The organism is Micromonospora sp. Llam0, from assembly GCF_003751085.1.
Classification (GTDB): domain Bacteria; phylum Actinomycetota; class Actinomycetes; order Mycobacteriales; family Micromonosporaceae; genus Micromonospora_E.
Genome location: NZ_RJJY01000002.1, coordinates 2,489,988 through 2,507,012 on the forward strand (window position 1 = coordinate 2,489,988; position 17,025 = coordinate 2,507,012).

Sequence of the window (17,025 nt, forward strand, 5' to 3'; positions counted from 1 at the left end):
CCCGGCGCGGCACCCGACCAAGGAGAAGGCATGACACTGACGGCACCCCGGGCCTCGACCCGCGCCGCACCGGCCGCCCCTGGGCGGCCCCGATCCACGCTGGCCCGGCGCCTGGTCCCGTACGGCTATCTGTCCCCGACGGTGCTGCTGATCGTGGTCCTGATGGTGGTCCCCATCGTCATGGTGGTCGGCTACTCGTTCCGGGACAACGTGATCGTCCAGGAGAACTCGGTCTTCGCCGGGTTCGCCAACTACACCAGGGTGCTCACCGACCCGGACTTCCTGGCCGCGCTGCGCAACACCGCCGTCTTCATCTCGGTCAGCACCGTGGCGCACCTGGTCCTCGGCCTCACCTTCGCGATGATGCTCAACACCCAGCTGCTGAGCGGGGTCACGAAGGCCATCTTCCGGATCGTCTACATCCTGCCCTGGCTGTTCACGATCGCGGTGATCGCCGTCATCTGGCGGCTGCTGTTCGACCCGTCCGGCGTGGTCAACTACGTGCTGCAGACGGTCGGCCTGGTCCAGCAGGGCGTGAACTGGTTCGGCGACCCGGCCACGGCGCTCTGGGCGGTGACGTTCGTCAACATCTGGTCCGGCTATCCGTTCTTCATGATCAGCCTGCTGGCCGGGCTGCAGGGGATCCCCGCCGACCTGTACGAGGCCGCCGCCGTGGACGGCACCAACTGGTGGCAGCGGTTCCGCCACGTGACGCTGCCCCAGCTGCGGCCGGTGATCGTCAGCATGGCGGTGCTCGACCTGATCTGGACCTCCCACCAGTTCGCGTTGATCTGGATGACGACCGGCGGCGGGCCGCTGAACTCCACCGAGATGCTCAGCACCTTCACCTACAAGCAGGCTTTCAGTGAGTACGAGTTCGCCACGGCGTCCGCCGCCGCGGTGATCGTGCTGCTGCTCACGATGGTGCTGGCCTTCTTCTACGTACGCTCGCAAAGGGAGCGGTGAGGCACATGGCCGCCGTCAAGACTCGGCGTACCCTCGCGAAAGTCGGCGTCGTCACCGGGCTGGTCCTCGGCGGGCTGTTCGCCGGCCTGCCGGTGCTGTGGATGCTCTCCACCTCGTTGAAGCGCAACGGCGAGGTCTTCCAGAGCCCGCCGCAGCTGTTCACCGAGGGCTTCTCGTTCGACGCCTACCGCGAGATCCTGGGCAACGGCACCCAGCTGCGGTTCTTTCTCAACAGCTACATCGTCGCCTTCGCGGTGACCATCCTGACCCTGCTGGTTGCGGTTCTCGCCGGGTACGCATTCAGCCGGTTCAGGTTTCCCTTCCAGAAGACCATCAACGCGGCGATCATCAGCGTTCAGGCGGTGCCGCCGATCACGCTCGTCATTCCGTACTTCGGGCTCATCGTCGCGCTCGGCCTGTACGACACCTACGCCGGACTGATCCTGACGCACATGGTGTTCACCCTGCCGTACGCGATCATCATGATCACCGCGTACCTGAACACGCTGCCCCGGGAGCTGGACGAGTCCGTCAAGATCGACGGCGGCACCGGGTGGACAGCGCTGTGGCGGATCCTGGTGCCGGTCTCGGTTCCCGGCCTGGTCGCGGTCGGTGTCTACACGTTCATGATCTCGTGGAACGAGTACCTGTTCGCCCTCACGCTGACCCGTACCGACGACATGCGGACGGTACCGATCGGGATCCAGCTGCTCATGGGGCAGCACTCGTACGAGTGGAACCAGATGATGGCGATGAGCATCCTCGGGTCCGTTCCCGTCCTCGTTCTCTTCCTCCTCTTCCAGCGTCGCTTCGTCGGCGGACTGACCGCCGGCGCAGTGAAGACCTGACCTCCGAACGTCAACCAGCAACCAAGGAGAAAATCGGAAATGCTGACGACCGGCAAGGCGATCCTCGATGTCGCCAACGCGCACAGCTTCGCCGTGCCCGCCTTCAACATCAGCGACTGGGCGATGTTCAAGGGCATCGTGGAGATCAGCGAGGAGACGAACGCACCGCTGATCGTCGGGATCCACCCCGACGAGATGCGGCACATCGGCCGCGAGATGATCCGCGGCATCGCCGAACGCGCGCACAACTCGAGCGTCCCGATCGCGATCCACTGGGATCACGGCGCCACCTACGAGCAGATCCTGCAGGCGGTCCAGTTCGGCTTCACCTCGGTGATGATCGACGGGTCGCTGAAGCCGTTCGAGGAGAACATCGCGATCACCCGGAAGGTGACCGACTCGGCGCACGTTCTCGGCGTGTCGGTGGAGGGCGAGCTCGGCACGATCGGCGGCAACGACAGCTACGCCGAGGCCGGTGCCGCCGAGATCATCTACACCGACCCGGACGACGCCGTCACGTTCATCGAAGAGACCGGCGTGGACAGCCTCGCCATCGCGATCGGCACCTTCCACGGCCTCTACCCGGCCCATCTGAAGCCGGAGTTGAAGCTCGACCTGCTCAAGGAGATCAAGAGCCGGGTACAGATCCCGCTGGTGCTGCACGGCGGCTCCGGCAACCCGGACGACGAGATCCGCGAGGCGGCGCGGATCGGCATCAACAAGATCAACATCTCCACCGACATCAAGGTCGCCTACCACGACAAGATGCGCGAGGTCCTCGGCAGCGACCGCAAGGTACGCGAGCCGAACGCCATCCAGCCCGCCTGCATCGAGGCCATGAAGGTGGTAGCCGCCCAGAAGATCGAGCTGTTCGGTGCCGCCGGCAAGGCATCGCTCTACTGACATGGCGGACCCGTCCCGCGTCGTCCTCGGCCTCGGCGGCTGCGTCGACTACGAGCTGAAGCTGACCGCCGACGTCCTGGCACAGCTGGTCGCCGACTACGGCATCGCCGCCGCGGAACTGACCTCGCCGGTCACGGTGACCAGCGAGCGGGATCTCGTGGTGTCGATCCTCGGGTACGTCGCCCGGGGCGGCGGCGGCGAACATTACGTCGCCTCCGCCCCGGCGCTGGAGCACTTCGCCAACCGGTTCCCGCACCGGGTGGCGCTGGGCGGCACCTCGGTGCGGGCCGGGATCCTGCTGAGCCGCCTCGGCGTGCCGTCGACCCTGCACCTGGTCAGCGTCGACGACACCGTACGCCGGCTGCTGCCACCGGACGGCGCGTACCTGTCCAGCGGTGCCGAGGACACCCTGCACCCGCACCTGATCGTCCAGTACGACCAGGGTCTGCGGATCCGCGCCGACGGACTCGACCTCACCGCACCGTTCCCGAACCGGCTGATCTACGTCAACGACCCGGCCAACGGCACGATGCTGCTCAGCGGCGAACTCGGCGACCGGCTCAGCCGGGCCGACGTGTTCCTGATCTCCGGATTCAACGCCATGCGCTCCGCCGAGCAGCTCGACCGCCGACTCGCCGAACTGCGCGTACACATGCGGCGGTTGCCACCCGGGGCGGTGACCTACTTCGAGGACGCCGCCTACCACGAGCCCGCGCTCAACCGCCGGGTCCTGGCCGCGCTGCGCGACGCGATCGACGTGTACGGCCTGAACGAGGACGAGATGCAGTCCTATCTCGGGCACCCGGTCGACCTGCTGTCGGCGGCGGAGGTCGCCGACGCGCTGACGGCGCTGCACGCGCTCGTGCCCGTACCGATGCTGGTCCTGCACACCAAATACTGGGCCGCTGCCTTCGGCGCGCAGGCCGCCAGCTACGCCGCGGCCCTCGACACCGGCACCGTCATGGCCGCCCTGCGCTACCGCCACGGCGACGACTTCACCGACTCCGACATCGAACGGCTGCGCCGGCAACCGCGACGGCCCGAATCCGCCACCTTCGCCGCCGAGCTGCGGGCCCGGCTCGGCGACCGGGTGCACTGCGTACCCGCGTTCGCGCTCGACGTCACGAACCCCACCACGGTCGGGCTGGGTGACACGTTCGTCGGCGGCTTCCTCGCCGCGCTCGCCCGCCGGGGTACGGCCGCGGCCACCAGCTCGTCCCCGCGCCAACGATCGGACCACGGCCGATGACCGTCGACGTACTGCCCGCCAACCAGCCGGAGACGTTCTACCGGGGTGCCGGCCGGATAGCCGGATTTCGCAACGTACCCGCGCTGCCCGACCGCCCCGAGGACTGGGTGGGCTCGGTGAGCACCCGGTTCGACCTCGGCCCGTCCGGGTTGTCCACCCTGTCCGACGGGCGGGTGCTCGCCGACGCGATCGCCGCCGACCCGCGCTGGTGGCTCGGTCCGCACCGCACCGACACCGGGGTGCTCGTGAAGCTGCTCGACGCCGGCCAGCGACTACCGCTGCACGTACACCCGGACCGCCGCTTCGCCACGACGCACCTGGCGTCGCCGTACGGCAAGACCGAAGCCTGGGTGATCGTCTCCGCCCGCCCCGACGCGTACGTCCATCTCGGTTTCGCCCGGGACGTCTCGGCCGACGAACTCGCCGGCTGGGTGGCCGGCCAGCAGACCGGGCAGCTGCTCGCCGCCACCAACAAGGTCCCGGTGTCGGCCGGCGACGCGATTCTCTGCCCCGCCGGCCTGCCGCATGCCATCGGCGACGGCATCCTGCTGGTCGAGGTCCAGGAGCCGACCGACTTCTCCGTGCTGCTCGAGTACGCCGACTTCGGCCTCGCCGACGGCCACCTGGGCCTCGGCTACGACCTGGCCCTGCAGTGCGTCGACCGCAGCAAGTGGACGCCGGAGCAGCTCGACCGCCTGCGCGGCGGGCGACACCTGTTGCCCGATGCCGCTGACGAGTTCTTCACCGCCCGCCGGCTGCGCGGCGGCGACCGTCTGGAGCAGGGGTTCGGCGTCCTGGTCGGGCTGGCGGGACAGGGGCGGCTCACCGGCGAGCACGACGACGTGCCGCTGCGGCGCGGGGACACCCTGCTGGTGCCGTACGCTGCCGGCCCGCTGCGGCTGGCCGGCCCGGTCGAAGCGATCCGGCTGGCCGGGCCGCCGCAGCCCTGGTCACGGTGACCTCGACAGACGGGCTCTTCCCGAGCACGGTGACCTCGACCAACGGCTCCGGCCTGCCGAACGATCGCTACCGGGACGCGGTGGTCAGCGCGGGCATCGGGATCTCGAAGTGCACGACCCGGGAGGCGTGCGGGCTGCCGTCGCGGGGGTCGTGCACCACGTCGGCCACGCTCCGCCAGAACGCCTCTGCGCCGGGGACGCCGGTGTCGGTGTGCAGGTAGACCGCCTGGTAGCCGGGTTGCCCGGCGGCGAACGCGACGGCCCGTCGGACCAGTGCGCGGGCGAGCCCGTTGCGGCGGTGTTCCGGGCGTACGTAGACCCGGAACAGCTGGGCGGTGCTCGCCGCCGGGTAGCGGTCGACCAGCCATCGGGGATGCGGCGGGCTGTTCGGCGCGGCGGCGCGGACGGCGGTGGTGGCGACCACCTCGTCGCCCTTGACCGCGACGAACAGCGCATTCCGCGCAGGCCGTAGGTAGGTGCCGGCGAGGTCGATGACGTCGGCGTGCCACTGCGGCTGGTAGCCGTAGCCGAACACCTGGTAGAAGGTGTCGAGCATGACGCTACGGGCACCGTCGAGGTGCTGCGGCGTGGCGGTACGGATGTCGTACGGGCCGATGTTCTGGTCGTTCACGTGGTGCTCATCTCTCCGGTGCTGGACGTGGTTGCGGGTCGTGGCAGATGTCGCGGCAGGTCGGGGTCGCGCGGTCGCGGCAGGTCAGGGTCGAGAAGGGCACGGGTCAGCGGTTGCCGGCCGGCGGTCAGCAGGGTGGCGGCGGGACCGTGTTCGATGCCCCGGCCGTCGTCGAGCACGGTGACGTGGTCGGCGAGCCGGTCGACCACGTCCGGGTCGTGCGTGATGACCAGCAGCGCGAGCCGGTGGGTGCGGCACAGTTCGTCGAGCAGGCCGAGGATCCGGTCCTGGTTGGCGTGGTCGAGACCGGACGTGATCTCATCGCAGACCAGCAGCCGGGGTCGGGCCACCAGGGCGCGGGCGAGAGCGGCGCGTTGCAGTTCACCGCCGGAGAGCCGGTTGGGTCGGCGGGCGGCGAGAGCATCACCGATCCCGACCTGACGCAGCAGGTCGTGGGCGGTCCGCAGCGCGTCGGTGGTCGGTTGGCGGTGCAGCCGTACGGCGGGGCGGGCAACCTGGTCGAGCAGGGCGGCGTACGGCTGGAAACTGGCCCGTGGGTCCTGGAAGACGTACTGCACGGCGGCGAGGTCGGCCCGCTGCCGGCGGTCGATCGAGCAGGCGAGCCGGCGGCCGTCGAGTTCGATACTGCCGCCGCTGGGCGGGTGCAGGCCGGCCAGGCACCGGGCGACGGTGGTCTTTCCGCTGCCGGAGCGGCCGACCAGGGCGAGGCGCTGGCCGGGGCCGATGACCATGTCGATGTCGTGCAGCACGGTGCGGCCGTGGTGCGCCGCGGTGAGCCCGGTGACCCGCAGCAGCTGGCCGGCACCGTCCGCCCGGTCGGCGGTCTGGGTTGACTGTGGCCTGTCGGTGATAACAGTCGACTGTGGTTGGTCGGTCGGGGTCGGCGCTGGCCGGGCCGGGCCGGTGTGGTCGAGGACCGTGTCCGGCGGACCGGAGGCGACGACGGTGCCCCGGTCGAGCACGAGAGTGCTGTCGGCGACCGCCCGGGCCAGGTGCAGGTCGTGGGTGAGCAGGACGACCGCGACGCCGGTGGCGGCGAGACCGCGCAGTTCGGTGGCGACGTCGCGGCGGTTGAGGCTGTCCTGCCCGGTGGTCGGTTCGTCGGCGACCAGGACGCGGGCACCGGCCAGCAGGGCGTGCGCGATGACCAGCCGCTGCTGCTGGCCGCCGGAGAGTTGGTGCGGGTAGCGCCGCAGCAGGTCGCGGTCGTCCGGCAGGCCGACCCGGGCCAGCACCGCCCGGACCGCCTGCCGGATGGCCGCGCGCCGCGTCCGGCGCGACGGTGCCGGGGTGTGCCGGCGGGCGATCTCGCGCAGCACCGGGCCGATCCGGCGTACCGGGGTCAGCGCCGCCGCCGGTTGCTGCGGAATGTAGCCGACGGTGCTGCCAGCCGGCGGCATGTCGGGGGTGACCGGGCGACCGTCGATCTCGATGTCGCCGGTGAGCCGGACGCCGGGGCCGGCTTCGCCGAGCAGCGCCCGCCCGAGCGTGGTCTTGCCGCTGCCGGACGGACCGACGACGGCGAGGACGTCGCCGGCCGGCACGGCGCACGACACGTCGCGCAGCAGCCGCTGTCCACCGGCATCGGCGCACAGCCCGTCGACCCGGATCACTTCGCGACCTTCGGTCGGGCGGCCAGCAGCTGGTCGGTGACCAGGTTGACCCCGACGGCGAGCGCGACGAGCAGCGCGGCGGGCACCACGACCGCCCACGGCTGCAGGAAGATCCCGGCGCGGTTGCGGTCGACCATGACGGCCCAGTCGGCGGCGTCCGGGGCGACGCCGATGCCCAGGAAACTGGCGGTGGCGACCAGGTAGACGGCGCCGATGAACCGGACCCCGGCGTCGGCGAGCAGGACCCGGCGGATGTCCCGGGCGACGTACCCGACCGCCCGCCGCCACCATGTCTCCCGGTAGAGCCGCATCGCTTCCATCGCGGGCCCGTGGGCCAGCGGCAGGGCCGCGGCGCGGGTGATCCGGGCGATCTCCGGCAGGGCGATGACGGCGACGATGACCACCAGTGTCACCGGCCCCCGGGGTGCGGTGGCGGCGAGCAGGATGAGCAGCAGCAGCGACGGGACGGCGAGGAGCAGGTCCAGCGGGCGCATCAGCACCTCGTCGAGCCAGCGACGGCGGGTGAGGGCGGCGAGCAGACCGACGGGTACGCCGACCAGGTAGGCCAGGGCGGTCGCGGCTGCGGCGACCGCGACGACGGACCGGCCGCCGAGCAGGATCTGCCCGGTGACGTCCCGGCCGACGAAGTCGGTGCCGAGCAGCCCAGCCTGGTCGAACGGCCGGGTCCGGTCCGCGCCGTCGCCGACCAGGGCCAGATCGACCAGGGCCGGACCGGCGAGAGCGAGCAGCAGCGGTACGGCGAGCAGGACGACCCCGGTGACCAGGCGCGGAACCCGGCCGGTCCGCCGAGCCTGGCTGGTCGTCGGAACCCGGCCGGTCGTCGGAACCCGGCTGATCATCGGGCACCGGCCGTGCGCGGGGCGAGCCGGAACGCGACCAGGTCGGCGACCAGGTTGACGACCACGGTGGTGACCGCCACGATCACGCACAGCCCTTGGACGGTGGGGACGTCCCGGGCGGCGACCGCGTCGACCAGCGCGGTGCCCAGACCGGGGATGACGAAGACCGCCTCGACGACGATGACGCCGCCGAGCAGCCAGTCGGTGGTACGGGCGAGCTGCTGCACGACCGGCGCGGCGGCGGTGGGCAGTGCGTGGGCCAGCCACCGCCGACCGGCACCGAGGCCGAGCCGGCGGGCGTGGGCGACGTACTCGGACCGTAGCGCGTCGACCATGCCGGCGCGGGTCAGCCGGCTGAGTGAGCAGATCGGTCGGGCCAGCAGCACCAGCAGCGGCAGGACCAGCACGGCCGGCTGGGCGAGCAGGTTGGGGCCGGTGCCGACGGCGGTCGGCGGAAACCAGCCCAGCTGTACGCCGAAGACCGCGACCAGCAGGATGGCCAGGGCGAACTCCGGCACCGCGTAGAGACCCACGGCGACGGCGCTGATGGCGCGGTCGAGCCGGCCGCCTTCGCGCCAGGCGGCGAGCATGCCGAGGCCGATCGCGAGCGGGACCAGGACGAGCAGCGTCGCGCCGGCCAGCAGTACGGTCGCGGCGGCGCTGCCGACGATCATGTCCAGGACCGGCCGTTGAGAGATCAGCGAGACGCCGAAGTCTCCGTGCAGCAGCCCGGCGAGCCAGTCGAGGTACCGCTGCCAGGGCGGCTGGTCGAGGTCGAGCTGTTCGCGGATCAGCGCGATCCGCTCCGGGTCGGGCTGGTCACCGGCAATCACCACCGCCGCGTCGCCGGGCAACGCCTCGGTGAGCACGAACACGATGGTGGTGATGCCGGCGACCTGCCCGACGCCGAGCAGTAGCCGCCGTACGGTGTAGCGGGCCAGGCTCAAGCCAGCCACACCTTGTCGAAGCGGGCCCAGTCGAGGGTGTTGGCGGGTGCTTCGGCGGACACGCCGCCGACCTGGGGCGCGGTGGCGACGAGGAAGTCGGCGAAGCCCCACACCAGCAGCCCGCCCTCGGCGTGCAGCATCCGCTGCATCTCGCCGTACGCCTGCCGCCGGCCCGCTTCGTCGGCGCTGGACACGGCGGTGGCGTAGAGGTCGTCGAACTCGGGCCGCATCCACTTGGTGGCGTTTGTCGTGGAGGTGCTCAGCAACCGCTGCGAGATGTGGGTCTCGATCGGCATGGCGCCGGAGCGGAAGCAGGCCATGACTCCGTTGTCGAGCACCTCCCGCCAGTAGGTGTCCTTGTTGCGCTGCACCGGTTCGACGTTCAGCCCGACCGCGCGGGCCTGGTCGGCGAAGACGCTGGCCGCTTCGACGAACCCGGCGGCCACCGGCGCGGTGTCCAGCGGGATCCGCAGGCCGCTTGCGCCGGCCCGGTCGATGAGCGAGCGGGCGCGGTCGAGGTCGGGTTCGCGCTGCGGGATGTCGTCGGCGTAGTACTGGTAGCCCTTGCCGAACAGGTCGTTGCCGACCTGCCCGGATCCGGACAGGACCGTCTCGACCAGTTGCTGCCGGTCGGTGAGCAGGAACATCGCCTCCCGTAGGTCCCGGTTGTCGAACGGGGGGCGGTCCAGCTTCATGGTGAAGCCCTGCAGGCCGCTGTTGGCCATCCGGGTGATGGCGATCCGGTCGTCGGCGGCGTAGCTGCGGGCCGTGGTGGGGCTGATGTCGTGCGCGTACTCGACCTGCCCGGCGAGCAGCGCGTTGACCCGCGCCGACTCCTCGTTGGCGATCACGTACTCCAGCTCGTCGAGGTGTGCGGCGCCGTCCCAGTAGTCCGGGTACCGGGCCAGCAGCAGCGACGTACCGGGGGTGAAGCTGCTGACGGTGAACGGCCCGGAGCCGATCGGCTGGTCGAACGACTCGCTGCCCTCGGGCACGATGTACGCGCCGAACGCGGCGAGCACGTTGCCGAACTCGGCGAACGGACGGGTCAGCGCGAATTCGACCGTACGGTCGTCGACGGCCCGGCTCGCCCGCAGATCGATCAGGGACAGGCTGGCCTTGGCGCGGAAGGCCCGGTCCGGGTCGGTGATCCGGGCGTAGCTGGCCAGTACGTCGGCAGCCCGCACCGGCCGGCCGTCGTGGAAGGTCGCCTCCCGCAGCGGCACCCGCCAGCGGGTGAGGTCGGCGTTGGGCTCCCAGCTCAGTGCGAGCCGGGGCTGGATCGACACGTCCGGGCCGTAGTCGGCGAGCTTGTCGAAGATCGCCTTGGCCCGGGACGCCTCGTTGAACAGGTTCGCCAGGTGCGGGTCGAGGCTCTCGGCGGCACCGCCACCGGCGAACGCGACCCGCAGCCGGCCGCCCCGCTTCGGGGTGGCGGAACCTGCGGCGTTGTCGGAACCAGCGGGAGCGTCGGCACCGCAACCGGCGAGCAGCGCGGCGGTCACGGCGGCACCGCCGCCGAGCAATGTTCGGCGGCGTAGTCGGGCAGCAGTCGACATGTCAGTTCTTTCCTTCCAGCGGGGATTCTCAGCGGGGATGTCAGGCCGCGTCGTCGCGGCGGCGGGCGACCAGGTGCAGGCGGTCGCCGCCTAGGCCGGTCGCCAGCTCGGCGCCGGGATGCCAGGGCGGTTCGGTACGCGGGCCGGGGGAGTCGAACAGGGCGAGGACGTCGAACCCGGCGTGGTCCAGCAGGTGGCGCAACTCCTGCGGGAAGAGCAGCCGCCACGCGGAGGTCCGCACCAGCGCCTGCTCGGCACCCGGCCAGGTCCACACCCGACGGCGACGTAGCAGCTGCGCGGCGGCGTCGATCCACAAGGTGGTACGGGACGTGTAGGTGACGCCCTGCCAGCGCACCGACCGGATGCTGGGCCCGTCGAGCAGGTCGGTGTTGCCGAGGAAGTACGCGCCGTTGCGCATCTCGGCGACGAGCAGCCCACCGGGGGCCAGTTGCCGCCGGCAGTTGGCCAGCGCGGCGGCCAGGTCGGCGTTGTCGTGGCAGTACAGCAGGGCACTGTCCAGGCAGGTGATCACGTCGAAGTGGCCGCCGAGGGCGAAGGTACGCAGATCACCCTCGACGAACCGGACCCGCCGGTGGCGGCGGCGGGCGTAGGCCAGCATCCGGGCGGACAGGTCCAACCCGGTGACGTCGTAGCCGACGCCGGCGAGGTACCCGGCGTCGCGGCCGGTGCCGCAGCCGAGGTCGAGCAGCCGCCGGCCGGGCGGGCCGGGCGCGAACCGGTCGACCAGGTCGGCCACGAACCTCGCCGCCCGGTGCTGCGGGTCGGGGAACTGGGCCTCGTACAGCTGCGGGTTGTCGGTGAGCAGGTTGCCGCCCGCCACCACCGGTCCACCCGTGACCACCGGTCCGCCTTCGACCACCGGCTCGCTCACCGGGCCGCCTTTCCGGCGGCGGCCGGCACCGCACGTGGGGCGAGCAGGCCCCGGCGGTGCAGCGCCCACACGGCGGCGCCGGAGGCCAGGCCAAGCCCGGCGCAGAGCAGCCACGCCCCGGCGGGTACGCCCGGCGCCGCCCCGTCCGGCTGGCCACCGGTCTGCATGAACCGGCCGACGGCGGTGGTGGCCAGCGCCGCTACGACCCCGGAGGCCAGGTAGAACACCCCGAAGTAGGTGCCGGTCAGCCCGTCGCGGGCAAAGCCGGGCACCAGTTCCAGCACGAACGGCTGCGCCATCATCACCCCGACCGCCAGCGCCAGCGCGGCGGCCAGCGTCGGCAGCGCCCGCACCGGAGGCGGGCCGGTCACCGGCAGCAGCGGCAGCAGGAAACCGAGACCGGCCACCGCCATCCCGGCCGCGATGGACACTCCACGGCTGTGCCGCTGGCGCAGCCACCCGGTCAGCCGCACCTGCCAGCCGAGGGTGACCACCGTGGACACGACGAAGAGTGTCGCCACCGCCAGCGCGGTGCCGGCGGCGGCCTCGGCCTGCACCGGCAGCACCAGGTAGAGCTGGGTCTGCAGGGCGAACAGCGCGCTCAACGCCACCGTGAATGCCAGGAACCGTCCGTCGGTCAGGGCCTCCCGCCAGTCCCGGCCGACGCTCTGCCCGCTGCGGGTCACCGGATGCGGCGGCAGCACCAGCAGCTGCGCAACGGTCAGCGCGGCGAACACCACCGTCGCGCCGATCGCGGCGGCCCGGAAGTCGACCAGCAGCAGCGCGCTGCCGAGCAGCGGACCGAGCAGCGCACCCGCGCTGGCGAAGACGTTGAACAGGGCGAACGCCTCGGCCCGGCGCTCGGGTGCGGCCTGGGCGAGGTAGGCGCGTACCGCCGGGTTGAACAGCGCCCCGGCCAGCCCGGTCAGCACCGAGGCGGCCAGCAGCGCGGGCAGCGACCCGCCGACCGCGAACACCGCGAAGCCGACCGCCCGCAGCCCGCATCCGGCGATGATCACGCCGCGGGCGCCGAGCCGGTCGGCGGCCGACCCGCCGACCAGGAACAGCCCCTGCTGGCTCAGGTTGCGCACGCCGAGGACCAGGCCGACCAGGGTGGCCGACAGGCCGATGTCGTCGCGCAGGTAGCCGGCCAGGTAGGGCAGCAGCATGTAGAAGCCGACGTTGACCCCGAGCTGGTTGACCACCAGCAGCCGGATCGCCGGCGGGAAACTGGTCAGCGTCGTCCAGGTCGCCCTCACCGCGCCGCCTCCGCCGTGCCGGGCCGGTCCGCCTCCGCCAGGCCGGATCCGGTCGTCTCCGTCGGCGTCACGCCGAGCCCGGGGGTGTCCGCCAGGCGCAGCACGCCGTCGTGGCCGCCGATCCCGGTCCACGGGTCGTCGGCGACCAGCAGGTGCCCGTCCAGGTCGACCCAGCGGGCGAGGCCGGCCAGGTGCACGGCCGGTGCGACGCCGAGTGTGCTGGCGACCAGGCAGCCGAGCATGATGTCCAGGCCGCGTTCCCGGGCCGCGTCGGCGATCCGGGTGGCGGCGGCGATCCCGCCGCACTTGGCCAGCTTGATGTTGACCCCGGCGACCGCGCCGGTGAGCCGGTCCAGGTCGGCCAGGCGCTCGGCGTCCTCGTCGGCGACGACCGGGACCGCGGTGCGGGCGGCCACCCGGGCCAGCAGGTCGGGCCGTCCCGGCGGGATCGGCTGCTCGACGGCGTCGATCCGGTACGGGGTGAGCGCGTCGAGCCGCCGGACCGCCTGCTCGGCGGACCAGCCGCCGTTGGGGTCGAGCAGCAGCCGGGCCGTCGGGGCCTCCGCGCGTACCGCCGCCACCCGGGCCACGTCGGCGTCGTCACCGGCTTTCACCTTCAGCACCGCGAACCCGGCGGCGACCAGCCGCCGCGCGGTCGCCGCCGCGTCCGCGACCGGCACCAGCCCGATCGTGTACGCCGTGGCGACCGGCGTGGGCGCCGGCGCTGCCAGCAGTCGGTGCACCGGCAGCCCTCGGGCCTGGCCGAGCAGGTCGTGCACGGCGGTGTCCAGCGCCGCGAGCACCCCGGCGGGACCGTCGAACGTGCTCAGCTCGTCGCGCAACGCCGCCGGATCCGCACAGCCGGCGAGCCGGCCGGTCCAGCCGGCACAGGTACGTTCGATCGCCGCCCGGTCGAGTCCGTAGTAGCCGCTGGTGACGACCTCGCCGTGGCCGGTGAGCCCGTCGCGGGTGACGGTGAGCCGGACCGCTTCGCGGTGCGCCATCACCGACCGGGAGATCCGCAGCGGTTCGCGCAGCACCAGCCGGTAGGAGTGCCAGGACAGTTTCATGCCGGCACCCGCTCGTGGCGCAGCGGGTCGCCGACCACCCGGCAGCGGCTCCACCGGGTGACCTCCACCGCACCGGGGTGCGGTATCTCGACCGGATGGCCCGGGGTGGGGCCGAGCAGGCCGTGCCGGACGCACCAGCCGTCGTCGAAGATGGAGTCGAGGTAGCGGTGCGGGCCGTCCGGGAAGACCGCCAGCACCCGGGTGTCCGGCTGGGTGCGGGCCACCCAGGCGGCCACCCTGGCGACCGCGCCGGTGGACCACCCGCCGGTGACGAACGCCGTACGGGCCAGCCGTCGGCAGGTGTCCACCGCCTCCGCCGGGCCCAGCCAGTGCACCTCGTCGAACGCCGGATAGTCCACGTTGTCCGGGTAGATGCTGCTGCCCAGCCCGCGCATCACCCGCCGCCGGGCCGGCTGGCCGAAGATCGTCGAACCGATGGTGTCCACGCCGATCATGCGCAGCTGCGGCCAGTGCCGGCGTAACGTCCGGGCCAGCCCGGCGCTGTGCCCGCCGGTGCCGACGCTGCAGACCAGCACGTCGACCGCGTCGACCTGGGCGGCGATCTCGTCACCGAGGCTCGCGTACCCGGCGACGTTGTCGGGGTTGTGGTACTGGTCCGGCCAGTACGCGCCGGGCAGCGTCGCCAGCACCTGCGTCAGCCGTTCCCGGCGGGCCTGCTGCCAGCCACCTGTCGGGTGGGGCCGGTCGACCACCTCCAGCCGGGCCCCGTACGCGCGCAGCAGCGCCCGCATCGACGGCTCCAGCTCCCGGTCGACGACCAGCACCACCGGGTGGCCGAGGGCCTGCCCGGCGAACACCAGCCCGATGCCGAGGGTGCCGCTGGTCGACTCCACCACCGGTGCGCCGTCGCGGAGCTCGCCGCGCCGCCGCGCGCCGGCCAGCATCGCCACCGCCGCGCGGGCCTTCATCCCGCCCGGTGCGGCGGACTCGACCTTCGCCCAGAAGCCGCCGTGCGGGTGCGGCAGCGGCGCGTCGACGTAGATCAGCGGGGTGTGTCCCAGCAGGTTCAGCAGCTGCGGCGCGCTCACCCGGACACCCCGTACCGGTAAAGGGTCGTCGGGCCGCCGTCGAGCCAGAAGAACGGGTACGGTTCGGCCGACACCGCCGTCAGCCCGGTGCCGAGGAACCACGGCAGCACCGCGCTGCCGGTCTGTGCGAACGCCACGAACGGCTTGCCCTCGGCGGCGGCGTGGGCAAGCAGCGGCTCGAAGGTGCCGTTGCCGAGCGTCATCCCCGAGGCGAGGATCGCGTCGCAGCGGTCCAGCAGCGCCGCCGCGTCGGGCAGACACGGCTCGTCCCATTCGGTGTGGCCGCCGGCCAGGTCGCACGGCAGGTACCGCCGGTCGGCGGCGCGGAGCCGGGCCAGCAGCGAGTTCACCACCCCGACGACCAGGACCGGGCCGCTGGTCGGCGGCAGCAGGTCGACCACGGCGGCGGCCCGGGCCTGCGACTTGGCCAGCGAGCTGCCGGCGGGCACGGTGACCACCGTGTCGGCCGCCTCGGCGTGCGGGCGCTGCGCCATCAGGTACGCGTCCAGCGCGGCCACCCGCACCGGCAGCAGCGGATGCGCGAGCAGATCGGTGACCGAGGCGCCGACGCAGTCGTAGACGACCTCGTCGGGCAGCTCGCCGGGCTCGATCGCGCAGGAGCCGACCGCCGCGTCGACCCGCAGACTCAGCACCTGGTTGCGGTAGCTGCGCAGCCGGGTCGCGTGCCGGGCGCCCTGCCTGGTCACGAACCCGACGCTGACCTGGCAGCGGGTCGGGTCCACGCCGTGCCGTCCGGCCCGTACCGCGTCGATCAGTGCGGCGAGGGACGGGTACGCCGGCCGGGTCGGCGATACGGGCGCGGCCGGACGGGCCGACGATAGGGATGCCGCCGGGGTGCTGTCGGTGGACGCCGTCATACCACCGCTCCGGCCGGCGCGGCGGCGGACCGGTGCCGGTCGGTGCTGCCGCCGTCGTCGACGTACCCGACCCGTACCTGTGCGGCCAGGCCGTCAGCGATGGTCCGCGCGCCGGGCCCGGCCGTGTCGACCACCATCACGTGGCCCAGGTAGTCGTTGTTGCTGCTGCTGTCCCCGGCCCGGTGGCCGGCGGGTTTCACCGACCAGTCGACGACCCGTGGGTCGGTCTGCCAGGCCCCGGTTCCGTCGACCCGGGCGATGACACCGGGGCGCGGCGGCAGCACGAACGCGATCGCGGCGCTGCGTACGCCGGTGTCGGCGGGTGCGAGGTCGGCGGTCTCGCCGAGCGCCAGCTGCGCGTACACCATGGGCAGGTCGATGCCGGTGACCCGGCGCACCAGCTCGGTGATCTGGTTGCCGGCCGGCCGGGGGTTGACCTCGACCACCCGGGGCCCGGCCGGGGTCAGCCGCAGCTCGGTGTGGGCGACGCCGCGGTCCAGCCCGACCGCCGCCAGCGCGGCCACCGCCACCTCACTGGCCCGGCGGGTGGTCGCCGGGTCGAGCAGCGCCGGAAACATGTGGCCGGTCTCGACGAACCCCGAGGCGCCGCCGAGGCTCTTGTCGGTCACTCCGACGACCGTCGTGTGCCCGTCCACGGCGACCGTCTCCACGCTCACCTCCGGGCCGGACAGCAGCTCCTCCAGCAGCACCGTCGGCACCCGGGGCTGGTGTCGGGCGTTGACCGGGAACCCGGCGAGGGCGTCGAACGCCGCTCGCAGCCCGGCCTCGTCGGCGACTTCGCGCACGTACATGCCGGCGCAGAGGTCGACCGGTTTGACCACCAGCGGGAATCCCAGCTCCTGAGCGGCCTGCGAGATTTCGGACCAGCTCCACGCGAGCGCATACCGGGGTTGCGGCACGCCGGCTGCCTCCATCGCCGCCCGGGCGAGGTCCTTGCGGTACGCCCGCCGCACGGCCGCCGGGTCGGTGCCCGGCAGACCCAGGTGGGCGGCCAGCTGGGCGGCGGTGTCGAGGTAGTAGTCGCAGGAGGTGAGTACGCCGTCGAAGCGCAGCGCCCGGTGCAGCTGTTCCGCGTGCTCCAGCAGAGCGGGCAGGTCGTTGGTCTCGGCGGTCAGCACGTTGTGGGCGGCGAGCAGCGGATGCGCGCCCCCGGCCGGCGCGCTGCGCAGGTAGTGGTGCAGGTCGCGGGTCAGGAAGGAGAACCGGTGCCCGGCCTCCAGCACCGCCCTGGGCAGCAGATGCGCCATCGCACCGACCCAGCTCTCCACCAGCAACACATGCGCCATCGACGCCTCCTCGC

Annotated in this window: 16 protein-coding genes; 5 read left to right on the forward strand and 11 right to left on the reverse strand. The window is 72.6% G+C overall.

Annotated elements, in window-relative coordinates:
- Positions 1 to 30 precede the first annotated feature (30 nt).
- The 5 genes from EDC02_RS38595 to EDC02_RS38615 are packed head-to-tail and all read left to right on the forward strand — an operon-like array spanning position 31 to position 4,925.
- Positions 31 to 966, forward strand: a complete 936-nt coding sequence (locus tag EDC02_RS38595; protein WP_123606998.1) for a carbohydrate ABC transporter permease — start codon at positions 31 to 33, stop codon at positions 964 to 966.
- A 5-nt stretch (positions 967 to 971) separates the two neighbouring features.
- Positions 972 to 1,814, forward strand: a complete 843-nt coding sequence (locus EDC02_RS38600; RefSeq protein ID WP_123606999.1) for a carbohydrate ABC transporter permease — start codon at positions 972 to 974, stop codon at positions 1,812 to 1,814.
- Positions 1,815 to 1,853: 39 nt separating this feature from the next.
- Positions 1,854 to 2,717 carry a ketose-bisphosphate aldolase gene (locus EDC02_RS38605; RefSeq protein ID WP_123607000.1) on the forward strand — a complete coding sequence of 288 codons (864 nt, stop codon included), beginning with the start codon at positions 1,854 to 1,856 and terminating at the stop codon, positions 2,715 to 2,717.
- A 1-nt stretch (position 2,718) separates the two neighbouring features.
- Entirely contained in the window at positions 2,719 to 3,966 is a 1,248-nt protein-coding gene (locus tag EDC02_RS38610) for an ADP-dependent glucokinase/phosphofructokinase (RefSeq protein WP_123607001.1), read from the forward strand.
- Positions 3,963 to 4,925, forward strand: coding sequence for a class I mannose-6-phosphate isomerase (locus EDC02_RS38615; protein WP_123607002.1), 963 nt, complete (start codon positions 3,963 to 3,965; stop codon positions 4,923 to 4,925). Before EDC02_RS38610 ends, EDC02_RS38615 begins: the two co-directional genes overlap by 4 nt.
- 67 nt (positions 4,926 to 4,992) lie before the next feature.
- Here EDC02_RS38615 and EDC02_RS38620 read toward each other — a convergent pair whose 3' ends face one another.
- Genes EDC02_RS38620 through EDC02_RS38670 form a run of 11 tightly spaced genes read right to left on the reverse strand, consistent with a single transcriptional unit; the run spans position 4,993 to position 17,011 of the window.
- Positions 4,993 to 5,556 carry a GNAT family N-acetyltransferase gene (locus tag EDC02_RS38620; RefSeq protein ID WP_199758069.1) on the reverse strand — a complete coding sequence of 188 codons (564 nt, stop codon included), beginning with the start codon at positions 5,554 to 5,556 and terminating at the stop codon, positions 4,993 to 4,995.
- Positions 5,553 to 7,190: an ABC transporter ATP-binding protein gene (locus EDC02_RS38625; protein WP_123607003.1), complete on the reverse strand. Its 1,638-nt coding sequence runs from the start codon at positions 7,188 to 7,190 to the stop codon at positions 5,553 to 5,555. Before EDC02_RS38625 ends, EDC02_RS38620 begins: the two co-directional genes overlap by 4 nt.
- Complete coding sequence (locus tag EDC02_RS38630; protein ID WP_123607004.1) at positions 7,187 to 8,050, reverse strand: ABC transporter permease; 864 nt, start codon at positions 8,048 to 8,050, stop codon at positions 7,187 to 7,189. Before EDC02_RS38630 ends, EDC02_RS38625 begins: the two co-directional genes overlap by 4 nt.
- Positions 8,047 to 8,997 carry an ABC transporter permease gene (locus EDC02_RS38635; RefSeq protein ID WP_123607476.1) on the reverse strand — a complete coding sequence of 317 codons (951 nt, stop codon included), beginning with the start codon at positions 8,995 to 8,997 and terminating at the stop codon, positions 8,047 to 8,049. Before EDC02_RS38635 ends, EDC02_RS38630 begins: the two co-directional genes overlap by 4 nt.
- On the reverse strand, positions 8,994 to 10,556 hold the full coding sequence (locus tag EDC02_RS38640; protein ID WP_123607005.1) for an ABC transporter substrate-binding protein: 1,563 nt from the start codon (positions 10,554 to 10,556) through the stop codon (positions 8,994 to 8,996). Before EDC02_RS38640 ends, EDC02_RS38635 begins: the two co-directional genes overlap by 4 nt.
- A gap of 40 nt (positions 10,557 to 10,596) precedes the next feature.
- Positions 10,597 to 11,448 carry a bifunctional 2-polyprenyl-6-hydroxyphenol methylase/3-demethylubiquinol 3-O-methyltransferase UbiG gene (locus EDC02_RS38645; protein ID WP_233606666.1) on the reverse strand — a complete coding sequence of 284 codons (852 nt, stop codon included), beginning with the start codon at positions 11,446 to 11,448 and terminating at the stop codon, positions 10,597 to 10,599.
- Positions 11,445 to 12,707, reverse strand: coding sequence for an MFS transporter (locus EDC02_RS38650; protein ID WP_123607006.1), 1,263 nt, complete (start codon positions 12,705 to 12,707; stop codon positions 11,445 to 11,447). Before EDC02_RS38650 ends, EDC02_RS38645 begins: the two co-directional genes overlap by 4 nt.
- Entirely contained in the window at positions 12,704 to 13,777 is a 1,074-nt protein-coding gene (locus EDC02_RS38655; protein ID WP_123607007.1) for an enolase C-terminal domain-like protein, read from the reverse strand. The genes EDC02_RS38650 and EDC02_RS38655 overlap by 4 nt, the downstream gene beginning before the upstream one ends.
- On the reverse strand, positions 13,774 to 14,826 hold the full coding sequence (locus EDC02_RS38660; protein WP_233606667.1) for a PLP-dependent cysteine synthase family protein: 1,053 nt from the start codon (positions 14,824 to 14,826) through the stop codon (positions 13,774 to 13,776). Before EDC02_RS38660 ends, EDC02_RS38655 begins: the two co-directional genes overlap by 4 nt.
- Positions 14,823 to 15,704 carry a Rossmann-like domain-containing protein gene (locus tag EDC02_RS38665; protein WP_123607008.1) on the reverse strand — a complete coding sequence of 294 codons (882 nt, stop codon included), beginning with the start codon at positions 15,702 to 15,704 and terminating at the stop codon, positions 14,823 to 14,825. Before EDC02_RS38665 ends, EDC02_RS38660 begins: the two co-directional genes overlap by 4 nt.
- Positions 15,701 to 17,011 (reverse strand): ATP-grasp domain-containing protein, encoded by a 1,311-nt coding sequence (locus EDC02_RS38670; protein ID WP_123607479.1) that lies wholly within the window; start codon positions 17,009 to 17,011, stop codon positions 15,701 to 15,703. Before EDC02_RS38670 ends, EDC02_RS38665 begins: the two co-directional genes overlap by 4 nt.
- Positions 17,012 to 17,025: the final 14 nt, after the last annotated feature.

Excerpts from the sequence above, each read along its gene's own strand:
- EDC02_RS38610 (WP_123607001.1), top strand. The coding sequence starts at position 2,719 with ATGGCGGACCCGTCCCGCGTCGTCCTCGGCCTCGGCGGCTGCGTCGAC.
- EDC02_RS38630 (WP_123607004.1), bottom strand. The coding sequence starts at position 8,050 with ATGATCAGCCGGGTTCCGACGACCGGCCGGGTTCCGACGACCAGCCAG.
- EDC02_RS38595 (WP_123606998.1), top strand. The coding sequence starts at position 31 with ATGACACTGACGGCACCCCGGGCCTCGACCCGCGCCGCACCGGCCGCC.
- EDC02_RS38655 (WP_123607007.1), bottom strand. The coding sequence starts at position 13,777 with ATGAAACTGTCCTGGCACTCCTACCGGCTGGTGCTGCGCGAACCGCTG.
- EDC02_RS38640 (WP_123607005.1), bottom strand. The coding sequence starts at position 10,556 with ATGTCGACTGCTGCCCGACTACGCCGCCGAACATTGCTCGGCGGCGGT.
- EDC02_RS38670 (WP_123607479.1), bottom strand. The coding sequence starts at position 17,011 with ATGGCGCATGTGTTGCTGGTGGAGAGCTGGGTCGGTGCGATGGCGCAT.
- EDC02_RS38600 (WP_123606999.1), top strand. The coding sequence starts at position 972 with ATGGCCGCCGTCAAGACTCGGCGTACCCTCGCGAAAGTCGGCGTCGTC.
- EDC02_RS38665 (WP_123607008.1), bottom strand. The coding sequence starts at position 15,704 with ATGACGGCGTCCACCGACAGCACCCCGGCGGCATCCCTATCGTCGGCC.
- EDC02_RS38605 (WP_123607000.1), top strand. The coding sequence starts at position 1,854 with ATGCTGACGACCGGCAAGGCGATCCTCGATGTCGCCAACGCGCACAGC.
- EDC02_RS38615 (WP_123607002.1), top strand. The coding sequence starts at position 3,963 with ATGACCGTCGACGTACTGCCCGCCAACCAGCCGGAGACGTTCTACCGG.